Raw genomic sequence first — 14,894 nt, forward strand, 5'->3', positions numbered from 1 at the left:
GAGGCTCGACGGGGCGATGGTCAGCGCGATCGCCGGCGGCGGGACCCCGCGCAGCCCGTGCCGGAGCCGGGCACGCTGCAGGGGGCGGGAGTCCAGCAACGTGCGGACCAGCGCGAACCCGTCGAGCAGGCCGTTCTCGTGCAGCACCGCCGGGACGTCGTGCCGGGCGGCCGCGAGCGCCCCCGCGACCGCGAGGGGCTCGTACACCACGACGTCGGGCCGCCACTGCTCGGCGACGGTCACCAGCGCGTCGGTCAGCTCCTCGTTCACCGGGCCGAACAGCGAGCGCACCCCGGCGTCGCCGCCGCGCCCGGCCAGCTCGGCCCGTGCGGTCACCGGGTGCGCGACGAGCGAACGCGCGGCCAGCCTGCCCACCCGCAGGCTGCGGGCGACGTCGATGAACGGCAGCGGGTCCGTCCCGGGGAGCGGGTGCGCGTCGCCCCCGCCGGCGAGCAGCACCTCGTGCCCGGAGTCCCAGAGCGCGTGGGCGAGCGGCAACAGCGGTGTCAGGTGCCCCGACAGCGGGGCCGCCACCACCAGAACGCGCACCGTTCGAGGGTAACCGCCACGCGGTCGTCCGGGGGCGGTCTCCGCGCGGTTCCGTACGCTCTGGGTGTGATCGTCGAGAACGCGCCCCGGCTCGTCGCCACCGACGTCGACGGGACCCTCCTCGACGACGGCGGCGCGGTCACCCCGCGCACCGTCGCCGTGCTGGAGCGGGCGGTCGCCGCCGGCGCCGGCTTCGTGCTGGTCACCGGCCGCCCGCCGCGTTGGATCCCGCCGGTGCTCGCGCGGCTGCCCGAGGGCCTGGTGCGGCTGTGCGTGTGCGCGAACGGCGCGGTGCTCTACGACGCCGCCGACGACGCCGTGCTCGGCGCGCACACCCTGGAGCCCGCCACGATCCGCGAGCTCGCCGGCCTCGCCGCGGAGCTGTTCCCCGGCTGCGGGTTCGGTGTCGAGCGCGTCGGGAACGCCGAGGGCGACGGCGGCCCGCGGGGGATCGTCGACGAGTTCCTCACCGACCCCGGCTACGTCCACGCCTGGGGCGAGCACGACGGCGGCTCCACCAGCCGCGAGGACCTGCTCGGCCGCCCGGCGACGAAGGTGCTGATCCGCTCCCCGGAGCTGACCAGCGAGCAGATGATGGACGCGCTCGCACCGAAGGCCGGCGGGCTGGCCGACCTGACGTTCTCGCACTCGTCGGGGCTGCTGGAGGCCTCCGCCCCCGGGGTCACCAAGGCGACCGGCCTGGCCGAGGTCGCCCGCCGTCTCGGGGTGACCGCGGCGGACACCGTGGCGTTCGGCGACATGCCCAATGACCGGGAGATGCTGCGCTGGGCCGGGCTCGGCGTCGCGATGGGCAACGCCCACCCGGACCTGGTCGGGCTCGCCGACGAGGTGACGGCACCGCACACCCACGACGGGCTCGCCGAGATCCTGGAGCGCTGGTTCTGAGCGCACCCGGCGCTGTTCACCCGCCCGTCGACGAGCGGTCATGCCCGGTCCCACGGGCCGCCCCGACCCGGCCCACGACCCCGCCCGCGCGTACCATCACCGGCTGTCATCGCCCGCGAGCCGGGTGCCAGCGTCCGCGCCAGGAGGCCCCCACCCGTGGCTGACACGGCAGACACCCTGGACCGTTCCGGTCCGCAACCGCCCGCCGACGTCCCGCCCACCGGCGAGGTCGCCGTGCTGGCGTCCGTGCAGGGCGCTCTCGGAGGCGACACCACCGTGCGGGTCGCCCGCGGGATGTCGCTGTTCGGCGAGCACGCCGCGGGCTGGCTGGCGATCGGCGTCGTGGGTGCCGCGCTGGACCGCCCCCGCCGGCGCGAGTGGCTCGGCTCCGCCGCGGCCGTCGCGTTCGCGCACGGCGCCTCGATCGGGATCAAGCGCGTCGTCCGGCGCCGCCGCCCCGACCACCCCGCGGTCCGGGTCCTGGTGGGCACCCCGAGCCGGCTGAGCTTCCCGTCCTCGCACGCCACGTCCACCACCGCCGCCGCCGTGCTCTACGGCGGCCTGCTGGGCAGGCGCTCCCGCCCGGTGGCCGCGGCGGGTGTGGGCCTGATGGCGCTGTCGCGCCTGGTCCTCGGCGTGCACTACCCGACCGACGTCGCCACCGGCACCGCGCTCGGCGCGGCCGTCGCCGGTACCGCGCGTCGCGTGATCTCACGCAACCCCACCACCGGAGGGTGAGCGCATGACCAGCACCGACCCCACGAAGGTCGACCGCGACGACTCCGAGAAGGAGAAGGTCGCCCGGGCCGCCGACCCGCAGACCCCCGTCGTCCCGGACGCCCCCGACGACGCAGGCGCCCCCGAGGGCCACGAGGCCGACGCGGCCCCGGCCGCCGTCGCCGCCGAGCACGCCCCGCACGTGCCGATGGACCCGTCCGAGCGCACCACCGCGATGGTCGCCCGCGGCCTGCTCAAGACGATGCGCCCCCGCCAGTGGGTGAAGAACGTCCTGGTCTTCGCCGCGCCGTTCGTCAGCGGCCAACTGTTCGACGTTCCGATCCTGATCGACTGCCTGATCGCGTTCGTCGCGTTCTCGCTGGCCGCGTCCGGCGTGTACCTGGTCAACGACGCGCTCGACGTCGAGGCCGACCGGGCGCACCCGACCAAGCGCCGCCGCCCGATCGCGTCCGGCATCGTCCCGGTGCCGCTGGCCTTCGTCGCGGCGGGCGTGCTGTTCGCCGGGGCGATCGCGCTGTCGTTCGCCGTGACCTGGCAGCTGATCATCGTGCTCGCCGTCTACGTGGCGGTGCAGCTGTCCTACTGCCTGTGGCTCAAGCACCAGCCGGTGCTCGACATCTGCATCGTCGCCTCCGGCTTCCTGATGCGCTCCATCGCCGGCGGTGTGGCCACCGGCATCCCGCTGTCGCAGTGGTTCCTGCTGGTCACCGGGTTCGGCTCACTGTTCATGGTCGCCGGCAAGCGCTACGCGGAGATCAACCTCGCCGAGCGCACCGGGGCCAAGATCCGCAAGTCGCTGGAGAACTACACGGCGTCCTACCTGCGCTACATCTGGTCGCTCTCGGCCACCGTCATGATCGTCATGTACGGGCTGTGGGCGTTCGAGATCCGCGAGGACCACAACTCGGTGTGGTCGGTGCTGTCGATCGTGCCGTTCGTGATCGCGGTGCTGCGCTACTCGGTGGACGTCGACCGGGGCACCGGCGGCGAGCCCGAGGAGATCGCGCTCGGCGACCGGGCGCTGCAGGTCCTGGCGCTGGCCTGGATCGCGATGCTCACCCTGGCCGTCTACAGCTGACGCCGGCCGCCACCCGGGCCCGGTTCCCCGCACGGGGGCCGGGCCCGCGGTGTGTCGGCGCCCGGCGTGTCAGCACCCGGTGTGCCAGGCCCAGGTGTGTGCGAGGCCCTCGGCGAGCGGTGTCGGCGCGGGCAGGCCGAGCGCGGCGATCCCGCGCGACGGGTCGAGGCAGCTGCGGCGCAGCTCCCCGGCCCGGGCCGGGAGGAACTCCGGCGCGAACGCCTCCGGGGCGAGCCCGGCGATCTCCCCGATCGTCGCGGCCAGCTCGACGACCGTGGACTCGGTTCCGGTGCCGACGTTGAACACCTCGCCGGCCAGTTCCCCGGCCGCGAGCCGGTCGGCCGAGGCGAGCGCCGCCCGGGCGACGTCGCCGACGTAGAGGAAGTCGCGGGTCTGGCCGCCGTCGCCGAACACGGTCGGCCGCAGCCCGGTGCGGGCCCGGTCGCAGAACAGCGAGACGACCCCGGCCCCGCCCGCCGGGTGCTGGCGCGGCCCGTAGACGTTCGCGAAGCGCAGCACCAGCGCCGGGAGGCCGTGCGCCCGCACGAAGAACCGGGTGTAGCGCTCCGCGGCGAGCTTGCTCATCCCGTACGGCGACTCCGGCTCGGCCGGCTCCGCCTCGGTCGTCGGCAGGGGGGCGCCGTCGCCGTAGATGGCGCCGCCGGTGGAGCAGACGACGACCGCGCCCGCGCCCGCGTCCCGGGCCGCCTGCAGCACGCTCAGCGTGCCGAGGACGTTGACCGAGGCGTCGTGCACCGGGTCCGCCATCGAACGGCGTACGTCGATCTGGGCGGCCAGGTGGAACACCGCGTCCGGGCGGTACTCCGCGGCCAGCGCGGTGAGCGCGGCGGTGTCGCGGACGTCGAACTCGGCCACCGTGACACCCGGGGCGAGGTTGTCCCGGGTCCCGGCGGAGAGGTCGTCGACGACGAGGACGTCGTCGCCGCGGGTGAGCAGGGACTCGACCAGGGTGGAGCCGATGAAGCCGGCTCCACCGGTGACGAGTGCGCGCATACCTGCCTTCCTCCGGGGCGGACGGTGTGTGCACCCGGCTGCGCGCACACGGTAACCGCGGGTGCCCCGGGGCGCCTCAGCCGGTGGAGCGGGCAGGGCCCGCGCCGCAGGCGGTGATCCGGTAGAGCGTGCTGCCGCCCCCGGAGAGGACGGGCTCGAACCCGGGTGCACGGTCCAGGCCGGTCAAGCCGGGGAAACTCTGGGAACGACGGTCCCAGGGCCAGTACGACACGGGACCGTCGATCGCGTACTTCAGATCGGTCGCGCGCACCGCCCTGCACACCGACGGGTCGACGGCTGCGTCACGGAGCCGCTCCTGGATCAGCTTCTGCTCCGGTGTCCAGTTGCCCGACATGTGGGGGAACATCGTCTCCCGTCCGGTCAACGGGTAGACGAGGGCGTTGCCGGTCCAGGGGTTCGCCGCCACCACCTCGCCGGCAGGTACCGCCCGTCCGGCGGCTTCCAGGAAGTCTCGCTGACCGGGCTGGAGCATCCAGGTGGCCTCACGCTGATACGTCCCGGCGACCACGAACGCGTGTACCCCGACCCGGAACCCGTCGGACGCCACCACGAGGACGGCCGCGGTCAGGGTGACCGCTGCCGCTGTCACCGTGACCATGTTGGGGGAACCCGACGGTCGGGAGGCGCGTCGTGCCCACACCCCGACCAGCCCGCTGACCGTGCCGGTCACCCCGATCGCCGCCAGCGGCACACCTGTGATCGGGACCATGGCGGCGAGCCGGTACGAGTCGTTGTACCAGGCGCCCGTCAGAGCGGTAACCACGTCGCCCTCCCGCGCGATCGCGAGGACGTACAGGAAGGCCGAGGTCAGGTGGGCGGGCACGAGCCAGGCGGTGCGCGCATGCCGCAGTGCGAAGACCCCACCGACCAGTACGAGAACCGAGACGACGTAGAGCGGGGGACGTCCGTTCGTCCCGTTCCACAGGACGCCGAGCACTGCATCGTGTGCCCCCATGGACGCAGGCCAATCGAAGGCTCGGACGCTCGCCAGGAACGGTGACCAGGCGAGCAACCAGAGAACACCCGCCGCGAGCGCGACGGCGCCGACAGGACCGGCGACAGTCCGCAGCCGCTTTCCCGCCCGTGCGGCCCGCACGGCCGAGACGATCGCGGCCACCGCGACCGGCGACAGCCCGAGCACGAGCAAGCTGATCACCGCGTTGGGATGGGCCAGACTCAGGCCGGGCGCGGCGACTGCCCCCAGGAGCAGCGCAGAGGACCGGCTCAGCGCGCTGTCGTCCGCCGGCATCACGAAGGCGACCACCGCGGCCAGTGCGGCCGGCACGAGGGCGAGACCGAGGAGATTGGGCCACAGGACCCCCCAGGTCATCACCAGCCAGGGCATGGCCGTGAATGCGGTGGCCAGGACAGGGGCGACGAGCAGGACCCCGGCGCGGGGGCCGGCGACCTGGCGCGTGAGCAGAGCGCATCCGAGTGGCCAGACGACGGCAGCGGCTGCGAACGCCATCAGGTTCGACGCGGCGGGGATCGATGCCCCCGATGTGAGGACCACGAGCGCGACGAGATCGTGCCAGGCCGCGGGATAACCCGTCGGCCGACCCGGACTGGTCAGCTCGCCGAGCGTCAGCGACGAACCGTCGCCCGTGGTCAAGATGTGTGCCACGGCGCTGTAGTGGTGCACGGCGTCATAGGTGGGGGAGATCGCGTCCACCCGACCGAAGGCCAGCACCACGGTGAGCCACCCGAGTGCCACGGTGACGACGAGTCCGGCGAGCAGGGCCGGGCGTGACCACGGTCCGTCCGACCCTCCACGGAGGAATGCGACATACCGGGACGGGGCCGCGGGTCCGCCGGAACTCCGGGGCCGCTGTCGCATCGCTGCTCGGGTACCGAACAGCACGACCGCTCCGAGCACGGTCGCCGCGACGACGGGCAGTGGACCCCAGGGCACTCCGAGCCGACCGGAGACCACTGCGGTCACCGCGACCAGGGCGACCGAGACGACCGGTGCACCACCCCAGCAGGCGATGCCGTGCCAGCCCAGCACCCGGAGCCACACGACACCGGGCGCCACACACCACACCACGGCGACCAACGCCGCCGGTACGGCTTCGAGCCAACTCACGAGCGGGACCCTGGTGTTCCGGGTGCCCTGCCCGAGGCGTCGATGCCGTGCCGCATCCTCGGGAGTTTACGAGCGGCACTCGAATGGCTCGTGCCCCCACGCCTCGCGTCCGGAGTTCGTGACCACATCGTGCCGGAGGATCGGATCAGCCCCCGGACGTCCGGGTCGGGGCGTCGAGATTCTCGGAGACCGGTTCCACGACAGGTGTCCGGTGACCGTTCCCGGTCGCCGCGTGCCCCTCCAGCGCGGTCAGCCGCTGCTCCAGGTCGTTCTCCCGCCGGGTCAGCTCCGCGTCCCGGACGGCGATCTGGCGGGCCAGGTTCGTCAGGTGCTGGCTGATCTCGCGGTCCCGCAGGTAGGTGTTCAGCATGCCGAACACGAACGCGACGACGAGCAGGTAGACCAGCAGGTCCGTGCCACGGCCGATGCCCACCGCCCGGGCCAGGTAGGTCAGGTCGTCGGGGCGCAGGACCGCATAGATGTTCAGCACGATGAACGCGCCGAAGGCGATCCGCTTGCTCGCCCGCACGCCGACGCTCTGGCCGCTGCGCACGAAGTAGACGAGTGCGCCGACCGCGGCGGCCAGGAGCAGGATCTGCAGGATCACGGTGTTCGCCTCCTGGGTCATCGCTGCCGTACCGACAGGTCGAACAGGATGTTCACCCCGTTGAACAGCGACTGGCCCTTGGATCGTGAGTACTCGGTGTAGCGGATCGTGACCGGGACCTCGCGGATCCGCCACGACGACCGGGCCAGCGACGCGACGATCTCCGACGCGTGCGCCATCCCGTTCATGGTGATCCGCAGGTCCTCGGCGACCGCCCGGTTCATGGCCCGCAGCCCGTTGTGGGCGTCGGTGAGCTTGAGCTTGCGGCTGGCCGGGGACAGCGCCGCGACGGTGCGCAACACCAGCCGCTTGAGCGGCGGCACCGGCTCGGTCGACTCCAGGAAGCGCGACCCGAGGACGACGTCGGCCTCGCCGCTGCGCAGGATCGCGGCCATCCGGACGGCGTCGGCGACGTCGTGCTGGCCGTCGGCGTCGAAGGTGACGATCCGCTCGGCGCCGCAACGGAGTGCGTAGTCGATCCCGGTCTGCAGCGACGCGCCCTGCCCGAGGTTGATCGGATGCCGCACCAGGTGCGCCTCGGTGCCGGCGATGCGTTCGGCGGAGGAGTCCCGGCTGCCGTCGTCGACGCACACGACGTTCGGGAAACTCGTGCGGATCTCCGCGACGACGTCGGCGATGACGGTGTCCTCGTTGTACACGGGGACCACCACCCAGGTGCCGGTGTCGGCGACCACGTCCCACTCCCTCGTCACTGACCGGCGGCCGTCCACAGCCGCACCGCAGAGGCTATCGGTCCGGGGATCCGGGCCGTGCGACGGTGGGTCACGATCGGGGCGAAGGTGATGTTCCGTACCGTTCGTCACATGGACCCGAGGACGCTGCTCGAGCTGATGCTGGCCGACCTGGACAGCGCGCCGGAGCTGTACCGGCCGACGGACTTCTGGAGGACCGGCCTGGAGAAGGTGGTCGCCGACCTGCGCGAACGCGGGTTCGCGGAGTTCCGCAGGCACCCCTCGGCCACGTTCTTCTACGCCCCGCAGTACGCGCCGGTGTCCCGCCCGGCGGCCGCCCTGTCGCGGGCCTTCGGTCTGGCGGGCGGCCCCGGGACGCTGCTGCGCGAGCGGATCGACCAGGTGCCCGTCGCCCGGGCCCACCACGCCACGGTGACCGCCCTCGACCCGGTCGACCGGTCGCCGTCGCTCGCCGGGTTCAGCGAGTCGGCCGCCGGCGCCCCGGCCGAGCAGCTGGTGTTCGACGGCCGCCGGTTCAGCCGGTCGTCGCTGAACTACCTGCGCGGGCTGGTCATGCTCAAGCGCGCCGTGCCGGACCTCGACGTCTCGACCGTCCTGGAGATCGGCGGCGGGTTCGGCACGCTCGGCGAGATCCTGCTGTCGGGCAACCCCGGGCTGCGCTACATCGACGTCGACATCCCGCCGGTCGCCGCCGTCGCCACGCACTACCTGCGCGAGGCGCTCGGGCCGGAGAAGGTCCTGGACTACGCCGCCACCCGCGAGCGCGAGAAGATCGTGATCGACGAGCTGGAGCAGCCGGCGACGGTGCTCTGCTCCTGGCAGCTGCCCCGGCTCACTGGGACCGTCGACCTGTTCGCCAACTTCATCTCCTTCCAGGAGATGGAGCCCGACGTCGTCGCGAACTACGCGAGCCTGGTCACCGACCTGGGCGCCCGCTGGCTGCTGCTGCGCAACTCCCCGACCGGCAAGCGAGGAGTCCGGGAGCCCATGCTGCGCCACCGCTACCTGGAGATGTTCGACCGGTTCGAGCTCGTCGACTCCGACGCCGGGCTCTACGGCCAGGACTCCGAGGGCACGGTGTCCGAGGTGATGGTGCTCGCGCGGCGCTCGTAGGGTGGCGCGCATGCGCACCCCGGACCCGATCGAGATCGGCGGCCACCGCGTGGGCCCCGGCGAGCGACCGTTCGTCATCGCGGAGGTCTCCGGCAACCACAACGGCTCGCTGGACCGGGCGCTGGAGATCGTCGACGCGATCGCCGGCACCGGGGCGCAGGCGGTGAAGTTCCAGACCTACCGGGCCGACACGATCACCATCGACGCCGACGGTCCGGCCTTCCGGATCCGCGACGACCACGGTCTGTGGGGCGGCCGGAACCTGTACCAGCTCTACGAACAGGCGCACACGCCGTGGGAGTGGCACGAGCCGCTGTTCGCCCGGGCGCGTGAGCACGGGCTCGTGCCGTTCTCCTCGCCGTTCGACCCGACGGCGATCGAGCTGCTGGAGTCCGTCGACGCGCCGGCGTACAAGGTGGCCTCGGCCGAGCTGGTCGACCTGCCGCTGATCCGGGCGATGGCCGCGACCGGCAAGCCGATGGTGATCTCCACCGGGATGGCGACGCTGGCCGAGATCGACGCCGCCGTCGCCGCCGCCCGGGAGGGCGGTGCGACGCAGATCGTGCTTCTGGCCTGCACCGCCTCGTACCCGGCGGACCCGGTCGACGCGAACCTGCAGACGATCCCTGCGCTGCGCGAGGCGTTCGGCGTCCCGATCGGGCTGTCCGACCACACCCCGGGCATCGGGGTGCCGGTCGCCGCGGTGGCGCTCGGCGCGGTCGCGATCGAGAAGCACGTGACGCTGCAGCGCGCCGACGGCGGCGTCGACTCCGACTTCTCCCTGGAGCCCGCCGAGCTGGCGTCGCTGGTCACCGAGACCGACGTGGCACGACGCGCGATGGGCCCTGCCCGGTTCGGCCCGCGCGAGTCCGAGCGCGACACCCTCGCGCTGCGCCGGTCGCTGTGGGTGGTCGCCGACGTCGCCGCGGGGGAGCAGGTCACCGCGGACAACGTGCGGTCGATCCGTCCGGCCGGTGGCCTGCACACCGACACGATCGGCACCGTGCTCGGCCGGACCTTCACCCGCGACGTCGCCCGCGGCACCCCGCTGACCTGGGACCTGATCTGAGCGACCCGCTCAGTGCAGGGTGCCCAGTGCCGCCTTGGTGAAGGGCACCAGCTCGGACTCGCGGCCGTCGAGGACCTTGCGGGCCCACTCGGGGTCGGCCAGCAGCGCCCGGCCGACGGCGACGAGGTCGAACTCGTCGTCCTCCAGCCGGTCGAGGAGCTTCTCGACGCCGCTGACGTCGGCGTGCGCGTCGCCGCCGACGAACATCTCCGGGGCGAAGACCTGGTCCAGGCCGACCGAGCCGACGGTGATCGTCGGCAGGCCGGTGACCTTGCGCGTCCACCCGGCGATGTTCAGCTCGGCGTCGGCCTCGGGGAACTCCGGCTCCCAGTAGCGGCGCCCGGACGCGTGGAACGCGGTCACCCCGGCGTCGGCGAGCGGGGTCAGCACGTCGGCCAGCTCGTCGGGGGTCCGGGCGAGCTGCGCGTCGTAGGCACCGGCCTTCCACTGGGAGAACCGGAACACGACCGGGAAGTCGGGGGCGACGCGCTCGCGGACGGCGGCGACGATCTCGGCCGCGAAGCGGGCCCGCTCGGCGGCGCCGCCGGCGTAGCCGTCGGTGCGGCGGTTGGTCCGCTCCCACAGGAACTCGTCGATCAGGTAGCCGTGCGCGCCGTGCAGCTCGACACCGTCGAAACCGATCCGCTCGGCCTGCGCCGCGGCCTCGGCGAACGCGCCGACGATCCGGTCGATCCCGGCGAGGTCCAGCGCGGTGCCGGCGCCCTCGGTGCCGTCGAGCGCGATGCCGGACGGGCCGACCGACGGCGCCTCGGGGAACGGCGGCTTCCCGGCCTCGCGGGTGATCCCGACGTGCCAGATCTGCGGCATGATCCGGCCACCCGCCCCGTGCACCGCCTCGACGACGTCCGCCCACCCGGCCAGCGACGCCTCGCCGTGAAAGCGCGGGACGGCGGCGACGTCGCCCGCGGAGGGGTCGTCGATGTAGGTGCCCTCGGTGATGATCAGGCCGGTACCGGCGGCGGCACGGCGCGCGTAGTAGGCCGCCACGTCGGTGCCGGGGACACCGCCGGGGGAGAACGCCCGGGTCATCGGGGCCATGACGATGCGGTTGGGCAGCTCCGCGGAGCCGAGGGTGTACGGGCGGCCGAGAAGCCGTGCGGCGCGGGTGGACACGAGGCACTCCTGAGGGGTGGGCCGTCCAGGCACGTCGGCGGGTCCGGGCGGAGGCGTCAAATGGTTCTGATCAAAGATACATATGGCTCCGTGAACTGCAACAGTGACCACCACCTTTTCGGGCGCGACGGGTACGCTGGCGGCCCGGGACGGGAGGTGAGGTCGTGCTGGACATCCGGTTCTCCAGTGCCCTGCAGGCGATGCTGTACCTCGCCGCCGCGGCCGAGGGCGACAGTCCGACCGTCAGCTCCGGACGGCTCGCCGAGGCACTCGGCACGAACGCCAGCGTGGTGCGCAAGCTGCTGGTGCCGCTCGGGGTGCACGGCCTCGTCGAGTCCAGCAGGGGGCGCAGCGGGGGTGCCCGGCTCGCCCGGCCGGCCGGGGAGATCACCCTGGCCGAGATCTACCGCTGCGCGGTGGGGGAGAAGCCGCTCTGGGCGTGCCGCCCGGAGAGCGAGCACGTCTGCCCGGTGACGACGAACGCCGCGGAGTACTTCGCCCGGCTGACCGTCGAGGTGGAGGGGGCGGTGCTGCAGTCGCTGGGGTGCCGGACCCTCGTCGACGCGCTGCGCGAGATGCGGGGCCTGGACCGCGCGGCGCCCTAACCGTCGAGGAACTCCCTGACCAGCGCGTTCACCTCGTCCGGGGACTCCCGGTTGGACCAGTGGCCACGGCCGGGCAGCACCACGAACCGGGCGCCCGGGACGGCCGCGGCCGCCGCGCGCGTCGTCGCGACGGGGACGCCCGCATCCCGGTCGCCCTGCACGAACAGGGCGGGGCAGCGGATCTCCGGGAGCCGGGGGCGCAGGTCGACCCGCATCCGGCGGAACCCGATCGAGTCGTTCTGCCAGTCGGAGCTGCCCGCGTTCCCGGCCCGGGCCTCGCCCAGGATCTGATCGACGATCCCGTCGAGGTCGGCCACGCGGCCTGCGTCGCCGAACAGGGCGCGCCGGGTGAACGCGGTGACCGCCGCCCGGCTCCGGAACGCCAGGTTCGGCAGGGTCCGCGAGAGCAGCGGCACCCGCGCGGTCAGCCACAACAGCTGGTGCAGCCCCGGCGGGAAGCTCAGTGTCCCGGCCGGAGCGAGCGCCACCACGCGTTCCACCCGCTCCGGGTGCTCGATCGCGGTGGCCAGTGCGAGGGCGCCGCCCTGGGAGAGCCCGACGACCGCAGCACGCTCGACGCCGAGGTCGTCCAGCACGTCGACGACCGTCCGGAGCAGCACGTCGTGGCCGGCCCGGCCCCGCCACGGCCGGCTGCGCCCCTGCTTCGGCCAGTCGGGGGCGATGACGCGGTGGTCGCGGGCGAGGTCGGGGATCAGGTGGTGCCAGCTGAGCAGCGCGTTGTCGAGGCCGGCCCCGGACAGCAGCAGCACGGGTGGGCCGGACTCGCCCGCGAGGTGGACGTGCAGGTCGCCCTCGGGGCGGGGGATCACATGGTCGCGCAGTGCGGTCATCGGGTCCTCCCGGTCAGCGGGTCGCGTCGACGACGAAGCTCCGTCCGAGCCCGAGCAGTACCCGGTCCGCGGTGAGCAGCCGCATGCCGTCCTGGTCCGCCTGGGCGGTGATGAGCCGGTCGAACGGGTCGTGGCGGGCGAGTTCGGGGAAGGCACGCAGGCCCTCGGCGTGGGTGGCCGTCACGTCCAGGACGACCAACCCCTGCTCCTCCAGCAGCTCCGGGAGCCCGGCCGGGACGTCGAGCTTCCCCAGCATGGCCTTGATGGTGAGTTCCCAGACCGATGCCGCCGAGACGTGGACCGCGGTCGCGGTCCCGATGATCTCGCGCGCCTTCGGGCCGAGCCGTTCGCTGTCGGTGAGGACCCACAGCAGGGCCTGGCTATCGAGGAGCAGCATCGTCGCCGTAGAACATGGCCTGGATGTCCTGGTCGACGCCCACGAAGTCGGCGTCGTCGTAACGGACGCGGTCGCGGAGCCCGCCCAGGCGCACGGTCCGGCGCTGGTGCGGCACCAGGTCCGCCACGGGCGTGCCGGCGCGCGAGATGACGATCTGTTCGCCCGCGGCGACGCGCTCCAGCAGTCGGGACAGGTGGGTCTTGGCCTCGTGGATGTTGAACTCGGCGGTCACGGTGCCTCCGTCCGTCGGACCTGGTCCAGCTTAGTCCATCCTTCGGGATCCGGGTCGGTCGTCGGGTTCGTCGTCGCCCCACCCGCGCGCGGCGAGTGCCTCCCCGAGCGCGTCCGCGTGTCGCAGCGTCCGTACCAGGAACGGCACCGCGAACGCCGTCGGGGAGCGGTCCGCCCCGCGCGCCTTCGCCGCGGCCCGGACCTGCCCCGCGATGCCGGACAGCGTCCCGATCGACTGCACCGTCAGCCCGACGAGAAGGCCGAGGCGTTCGGGTGCGAGACCGAACCGGCGCAGCGGGCCGAGTCTCCGCTCCACGGCGCCGACCAGGTCGTCCACCCGGGTGGTGAGGGTGAACAGGGTCGCCGCGCCCATCGCGGCGACCAGCCGGAGCACGATCACCAGCGTCCGTTCCGGCCCGAGCAGCCACCACTGGACCGCCCCGAGCAGCACGGCCAGCAGCACCAGCGTGCGCAGCACCGGCCGGGCCCGGTGCCACGGGATCCGGGCGACCAGGTAGCCGGCGGCGACGGCCAGGCACAGCCCGCCGAGCACCCGCGGGTCCTCGGTGAGCACCGCCCCGACCGCGAGGGCCAGCACCACGAGCAGCGACGGCCCGGCGGGCGCCCGGTGCAGCAGGCTGTCACCGGGCGCGTAGAGCCCCAGCGGGGTCACGAGCCGCAGAGCCTGCGGTAGTACGCGACGGCCGGACCGGGCTCGTCGTCGGCGACGACCCGCCCGCCGTCGAGGACGACGACGCGGTCGAAGCCCGTCAGCAGGTCCAGGTCGTGCGTGGCGAGCAGGACCTGCTGGCGCAGCCCGGCGAGCCGGTCGGCGAAGGCGCGCTTGTTGCGCAGGTCGAGCAGGGTGGTCGGCTCGTCGCAGACCAGCACGTCCGGATCCAGCACGAGCACCGCGGCCAGCGCGAGCAGCTGCTTCTGCCCGCCGGAGAGCTGGTGCGCGGGGTGCTCGACGTGGTCGCCCAGCCCGAACCCGGCGAGCGTCTCCGCGGCGAGCCGGGCGCGCTCGGCCCGGTCGCGCACGGTCCGGCGCAGCGAGAACGCGACGTCCTCACCGGCGGTTGGCATGACGATCTGGGAGTCGGGGTCGCTGAAGACGAACCCGACCCGGCGGCGGACGGCGGCACCGTCGCGGGCGGGGTCGCGGCCGTCGACGCGGACGCTGCCCGAGCTCGGTGCGACGAGCCCGTTCACGGTCCGGGCCAGCGTGGACTTGCCGGAGCCGTTCGCGCCGACCAGCGCGACCCGGGGCTCGGCGAGGGTGAGGGTGACGCCGTCGAGGACGGTGCGCTCGCCGTAGCGGTGCCCGACCGCCTCGAACTCGATCACCGGACCACCCGCCAGCTCGTCGCGACGCCGAGGCCGCCGCCGGAGGACAGCGCCGCGATCCCGGTCTCGCCGCGGCCCTGCACGACGAGCCGGTGGAACAGCCGCACGACCAGCACCGCGCCGGAGGCGCCCCAGGGGTGGCCGAGCGCGATCGCGCCGCCGTCCGGGCTCACCCGGTGCTCGTCGATCCCGGCCGCGTCGAGGCAGGCCAGCGCCTGCCCGGCGAACGCCTCGGTGAACTCGACGGCGTCCGGGGACTTCGGCCGGTCGCGGAGCGCGGCGAGGGCGGGGACGGCGCCGAGACCGAGGTCGGCCGGGGAGCAGCCCCGGGTGGCGGCCGAGACCAGCGCGAGGCCGGGCACGCCCAGCTCCCGGCGTCGCCACTCCGGCACCAGCGCGACGGCGGCGGCCCCGTCGTTCACCCCGCAGGAGTTC

Annotated in this window: 16 protein-coding genes and 2 pseudogenes; 6 read left to right on the plus strand and 12 right to left on the minus strand. The window is 73.7% G+C overall.

The window, feature by feature from the left end:
• Positions 1-549: pseudogene (locus GTW08_RS22605) on the minus strand (glycosyltransferase); the annotation flags it as partial.
• A gap of 66 nt (positions 550-615) precedes the next feature.
• Between GTW08_RS22605 and GTW08_RS22610 the strand changes: the two are divergent.
• From GTW08_RS22610 to GTW08_RS22620, 3 genes are all read left to right on the plus strand, one after another.
• Positions 616-1,455, plus strand: coding sequence for an HAD hydrolase family protein (locus GTW08_RS22610; protein WP_161152498.1), 840 nt, complete (start codon positions 616-618; stop codon positions 1,453-1,455).
• Positions 1,456-1,611: 156 nt separating this feature from the next.
• A complete protein-coding gene (locus GTW08_RS22615) occupies positions 1,612-2,193 on the plus strand; it encodes a phosphatase PAP2 family protein (RefSeq protein WP_301549059.1) in 582 nt (193 codons plus the stop codon).
• 4 nt (positions 2,194-2,197) lie between these two features.
• Positions 2,198-3,271, plus strand: coding sequence for a decaprenyl-phosphate phosphoribosyltransferase (locus GTW08_RS22620; RefSeq protein WP_161152499.1), 1,074 nt, complete (start codon positions 2,198-2,200; stop codon positions 3,269-3,271).
• A 69-nt stretch (positions 3,272-3,340) separates the two neighbouring features.
• On the opposite strand, the gene GTW08_RS22625 is transcribed toward GTW08_RS22620, so the two are convergent.
• The 4 genes from GTW08_RS22625 to GTW08_RS22640 all read right to left on the minus strand — a co-directional run bounded on the left by GTW08_RS22625 (position 3,341) and on the right by GTW08_RS22640 (position 7,694).
• Positions 3,341-4,285, minus strand: coding sequence for an NAD-dependent epimerase/dehydratase family protein (locus tag GTW08_RS22625; RefSeq protein ID WP_073573774.1), 945 nt, complete (start codon positions 4,283-4,285; stop codon positions 3,341-3,343).
• A 76-nt stretch (positions 4,286-4,361) separates the two neighbouring features.
• Complete coding sequence (locus tag GTW08_RS22630) at positions 4,362-6,392, minus strand: DUF6541 family protein (RefSeq protein ID WP_346009957.1); 2,031 nt, start codon at positions 6,390-6,392, stop codon at positions 4,362-4,364.
• Positions 6,393-6,537: 145 nt separating this feature from the next.
• Positions 6,538-7,020 (minus strand): DUF2304 domain-containing protein, encoded by a 483-nt coding sequence (locus GTW08_RS22635; protein WP_073573776.1) that lies wholly within the window; start codon positions 7,018-7,020, stop codon positions 6,538-6,540.
• Positions 7,017-7,694, minus strand: a complete 678-nt coding sequence (locus tag GTW08_RS22640) for a glycosyltransferase family 2 protein (protein WP_083657989.1) — start codon at positions 7,692-7,694, stop codon at positions 7,017-7,019. The genes GTW08_RS22635 and GTW08_RS22640 overlap by 4 nt, the downstream gene beginning before the upstream one ends.
• Positions 7,695-7,823: 129 nt before the next feature.
• On the opposite strand from GTW08_RS22640, the gene GTW08_RS22645 reads away from it, so the two are divergent.
• Positions 7,824-8,825 (plus strand): putative sugar O-methyltransferase, encoded by a 1,002-nt coding sequence (locus tag GTW08_RS22645; protein ID WP_073573778.1) that lies wholly within the window; start codon positions 7,824-7,826, stop codon positions 8,823-8,825.
• A gap of 10 nt (positions 8,826-8,835) precedes the next feature.
• The gene (gene pseI / locus GTW08_RS22650; RefSeq protein ID WP_073573845.1) at positions 8,836-9,894 is read left to right on the plus strand and encodes a pseudaminic acid synthase; all 1,059 of its coding nucleotides are present in this window, start codon (positions 8,836-8,838) and stop codon (positions 9,892-9,894) included.
• A gap of 9 nt (positions 9,895-9,903) precedes the next feature.
• Here pseI and GTW08_RS22655 read toward each other — a convergent pair whose 3' ends face one another.
• The gene (locus tag GTW08_RS22655; protein ID WP_073573779.1) at positions 9,904-11,028 is read right to left on the minus strand and encodes a 12-oxophytodienoate reductase; all 1,125 of its coding nucleotides are present in this window, start codon (positions 11,026-11,028) and stop codon (positions 9,904-9,906) included.
• 164 nt (positions 11,029-11,192) lie between these two features.
• On the opposite strand from GTW08_RS22655, the gene GTW08_RS22660 reads away from it, so the two are divergent.
• Positions 11,193-11,633: an RrF2 family transcriptional regulator gene (locus GTW08_RS22660; RefSeq protein ID WP_073573780.1), complete on the plus strand. Its 441-nt coding sequence runs from the start codon at positions 11,193-11,195 to the stop codon at positions 11,631-11,633.
• Here GTW08_RS22660 and GTW08_RS22665 read toward each other — a convergent pair.
• From GTW08_RS22665 to GTW08_RS22690, 6 genes and pseudogenes are all read right to left on the minus strand, one after another.
• Positions 11,630-12,484: an alpha/beta fold hydrolase gene (locus GTW08_RS22665; RefSeq protein WP_062399200.1), complete on the minus strand. Its 855-nt coding sequence runs from the start codon at positions 12,482-12,484 to the stop codon at positions 11,630-11,632. The two genes, GTW08_RS22660 and GTW08_RS22665, sit on opposite strands and share 4 nt — an antisense overlap.
• 13 nt (positions 12,485-12,497) lie before the next feature.
• Complete coding sequence (locus GTW08_RS22670) at positions 12,498-12,881, minus strand: type II toxin-antitoxin system VapC family toxin (protein WP_073573781.1); 384 nt, start codon at positions 12,879-12,881, stop codon at positions 12,498-12,500.
• On the minus strand, positions 12,865-13,113 hold the full coding sequence (locus GTW08_RS22675; protein ID WP_073573782.1) for a type II toxin-antitoxin system Phd/YefM family antitoxin: 249 nt from the start codon (positions 13,111-13,113) through the stop codon (positions 12,865-12,867). The genes GTW08_RS22670 and GTW08_RS22675 overlap by 17 nt, the downstream gene beginning before the upstream one ends.
• A 30-nt stretch (positions 13,114-13,143) precedes the next feature.
• Positions 13,144-13,785, minus strand: coding sequence for an energy-coupling factor transporter transmembrane component T family protein (locus GTW08_RS22680; protein ID WP_073573783.1), 642 nt, complete (start codon positions 13,783-13,785; stop codon positions 13,144-13,146).
• A complete protein-coding gene (locus tag GTW08_RS22685) occupies positions 13,782-14,459 on the minus strand; it encodes an energy-coupling factor ABC transporter ATP-binding protein (protein WP_073573784.1) in 678 nt (225 codons plus the stop codon). The genes GTW08_RS22680 and GTW08_RS22685 overlap by 4 nt, the downstream gene beginning before the upstream one ends.
• Positions 14,456-14,894, minus strand: a pseudogene (locus GTW08_RS22690) (acetyl-CoA C-acyltransferase); the annotation flags it as partial. The gene GTW08_RS22685 and the pseudogene GTW08_RS22690, both read right to left, overlap by 4 nt.

Source organism: Pseudonocardia sp. SID8383 (genome assembly GCF_009864975.1).
Taxonomy (GTDB): Bacteria; Actinomycetota; Actinomycetes; order Mycobacteriales; family Pseudonocardiaceae; genus Pseudonocardia; species Pseudonocardia alni.

Excerpts from the sequence above, each read along its gene's own strand:
- pseI (WP_073573845.1), top strand. The coding sequence starts at position 8,836 with ATGCGCACCCCGGACCCGATCGAGATCGGCGGCCACCGCGTGGGCCCC.
- GTW08_RS22665 (WP_062399200.1), bottom strand. The coding sequence starts at position 12,484 with ATGACCGCACTGCGCGACCATGTGATCCCCCGCCCCGAGGGCGACCTG.
- GTW08_RS22635 (WP_073573776.1), bottom strand. The coding sequence starts at position 7,020 with ATGACCCAGGAGGCGAACACCGTGATCCTGCAGATCCTGCTCCTGGCC.
- GTW08_RS22620 (WP_161152499.1), top strand. The coding sequence starts at position 2,198 with ATGACCAGCACCGACCCCACGAAGGTCGACCGCGACGACTCCGAGAAG.
- GTW08_RS22670 (WP_073573781.1), bottom strand. The coding sequence starts at position 12,881 with ATGCTGCTCCTCGATAGCCAGGCCCTGCTGTGGGTCCTCACCGACAGC.
- GTW08_RS22625 (WP_073573774.1), bottom strand. The coding sequence starts at position 4,285 with ATGCGCGCACTCGTCACCGGTGGAGCCGGCTTCATCGGCTCCACCCTG.
- GTW08_RS22645 (WP_073573778.1), top strand. The coding sequence starts at position 7,824 with ATGGACCCGAGGACGCTGCTCGAGCTGATGCTGGCCGACCTGGACAGC.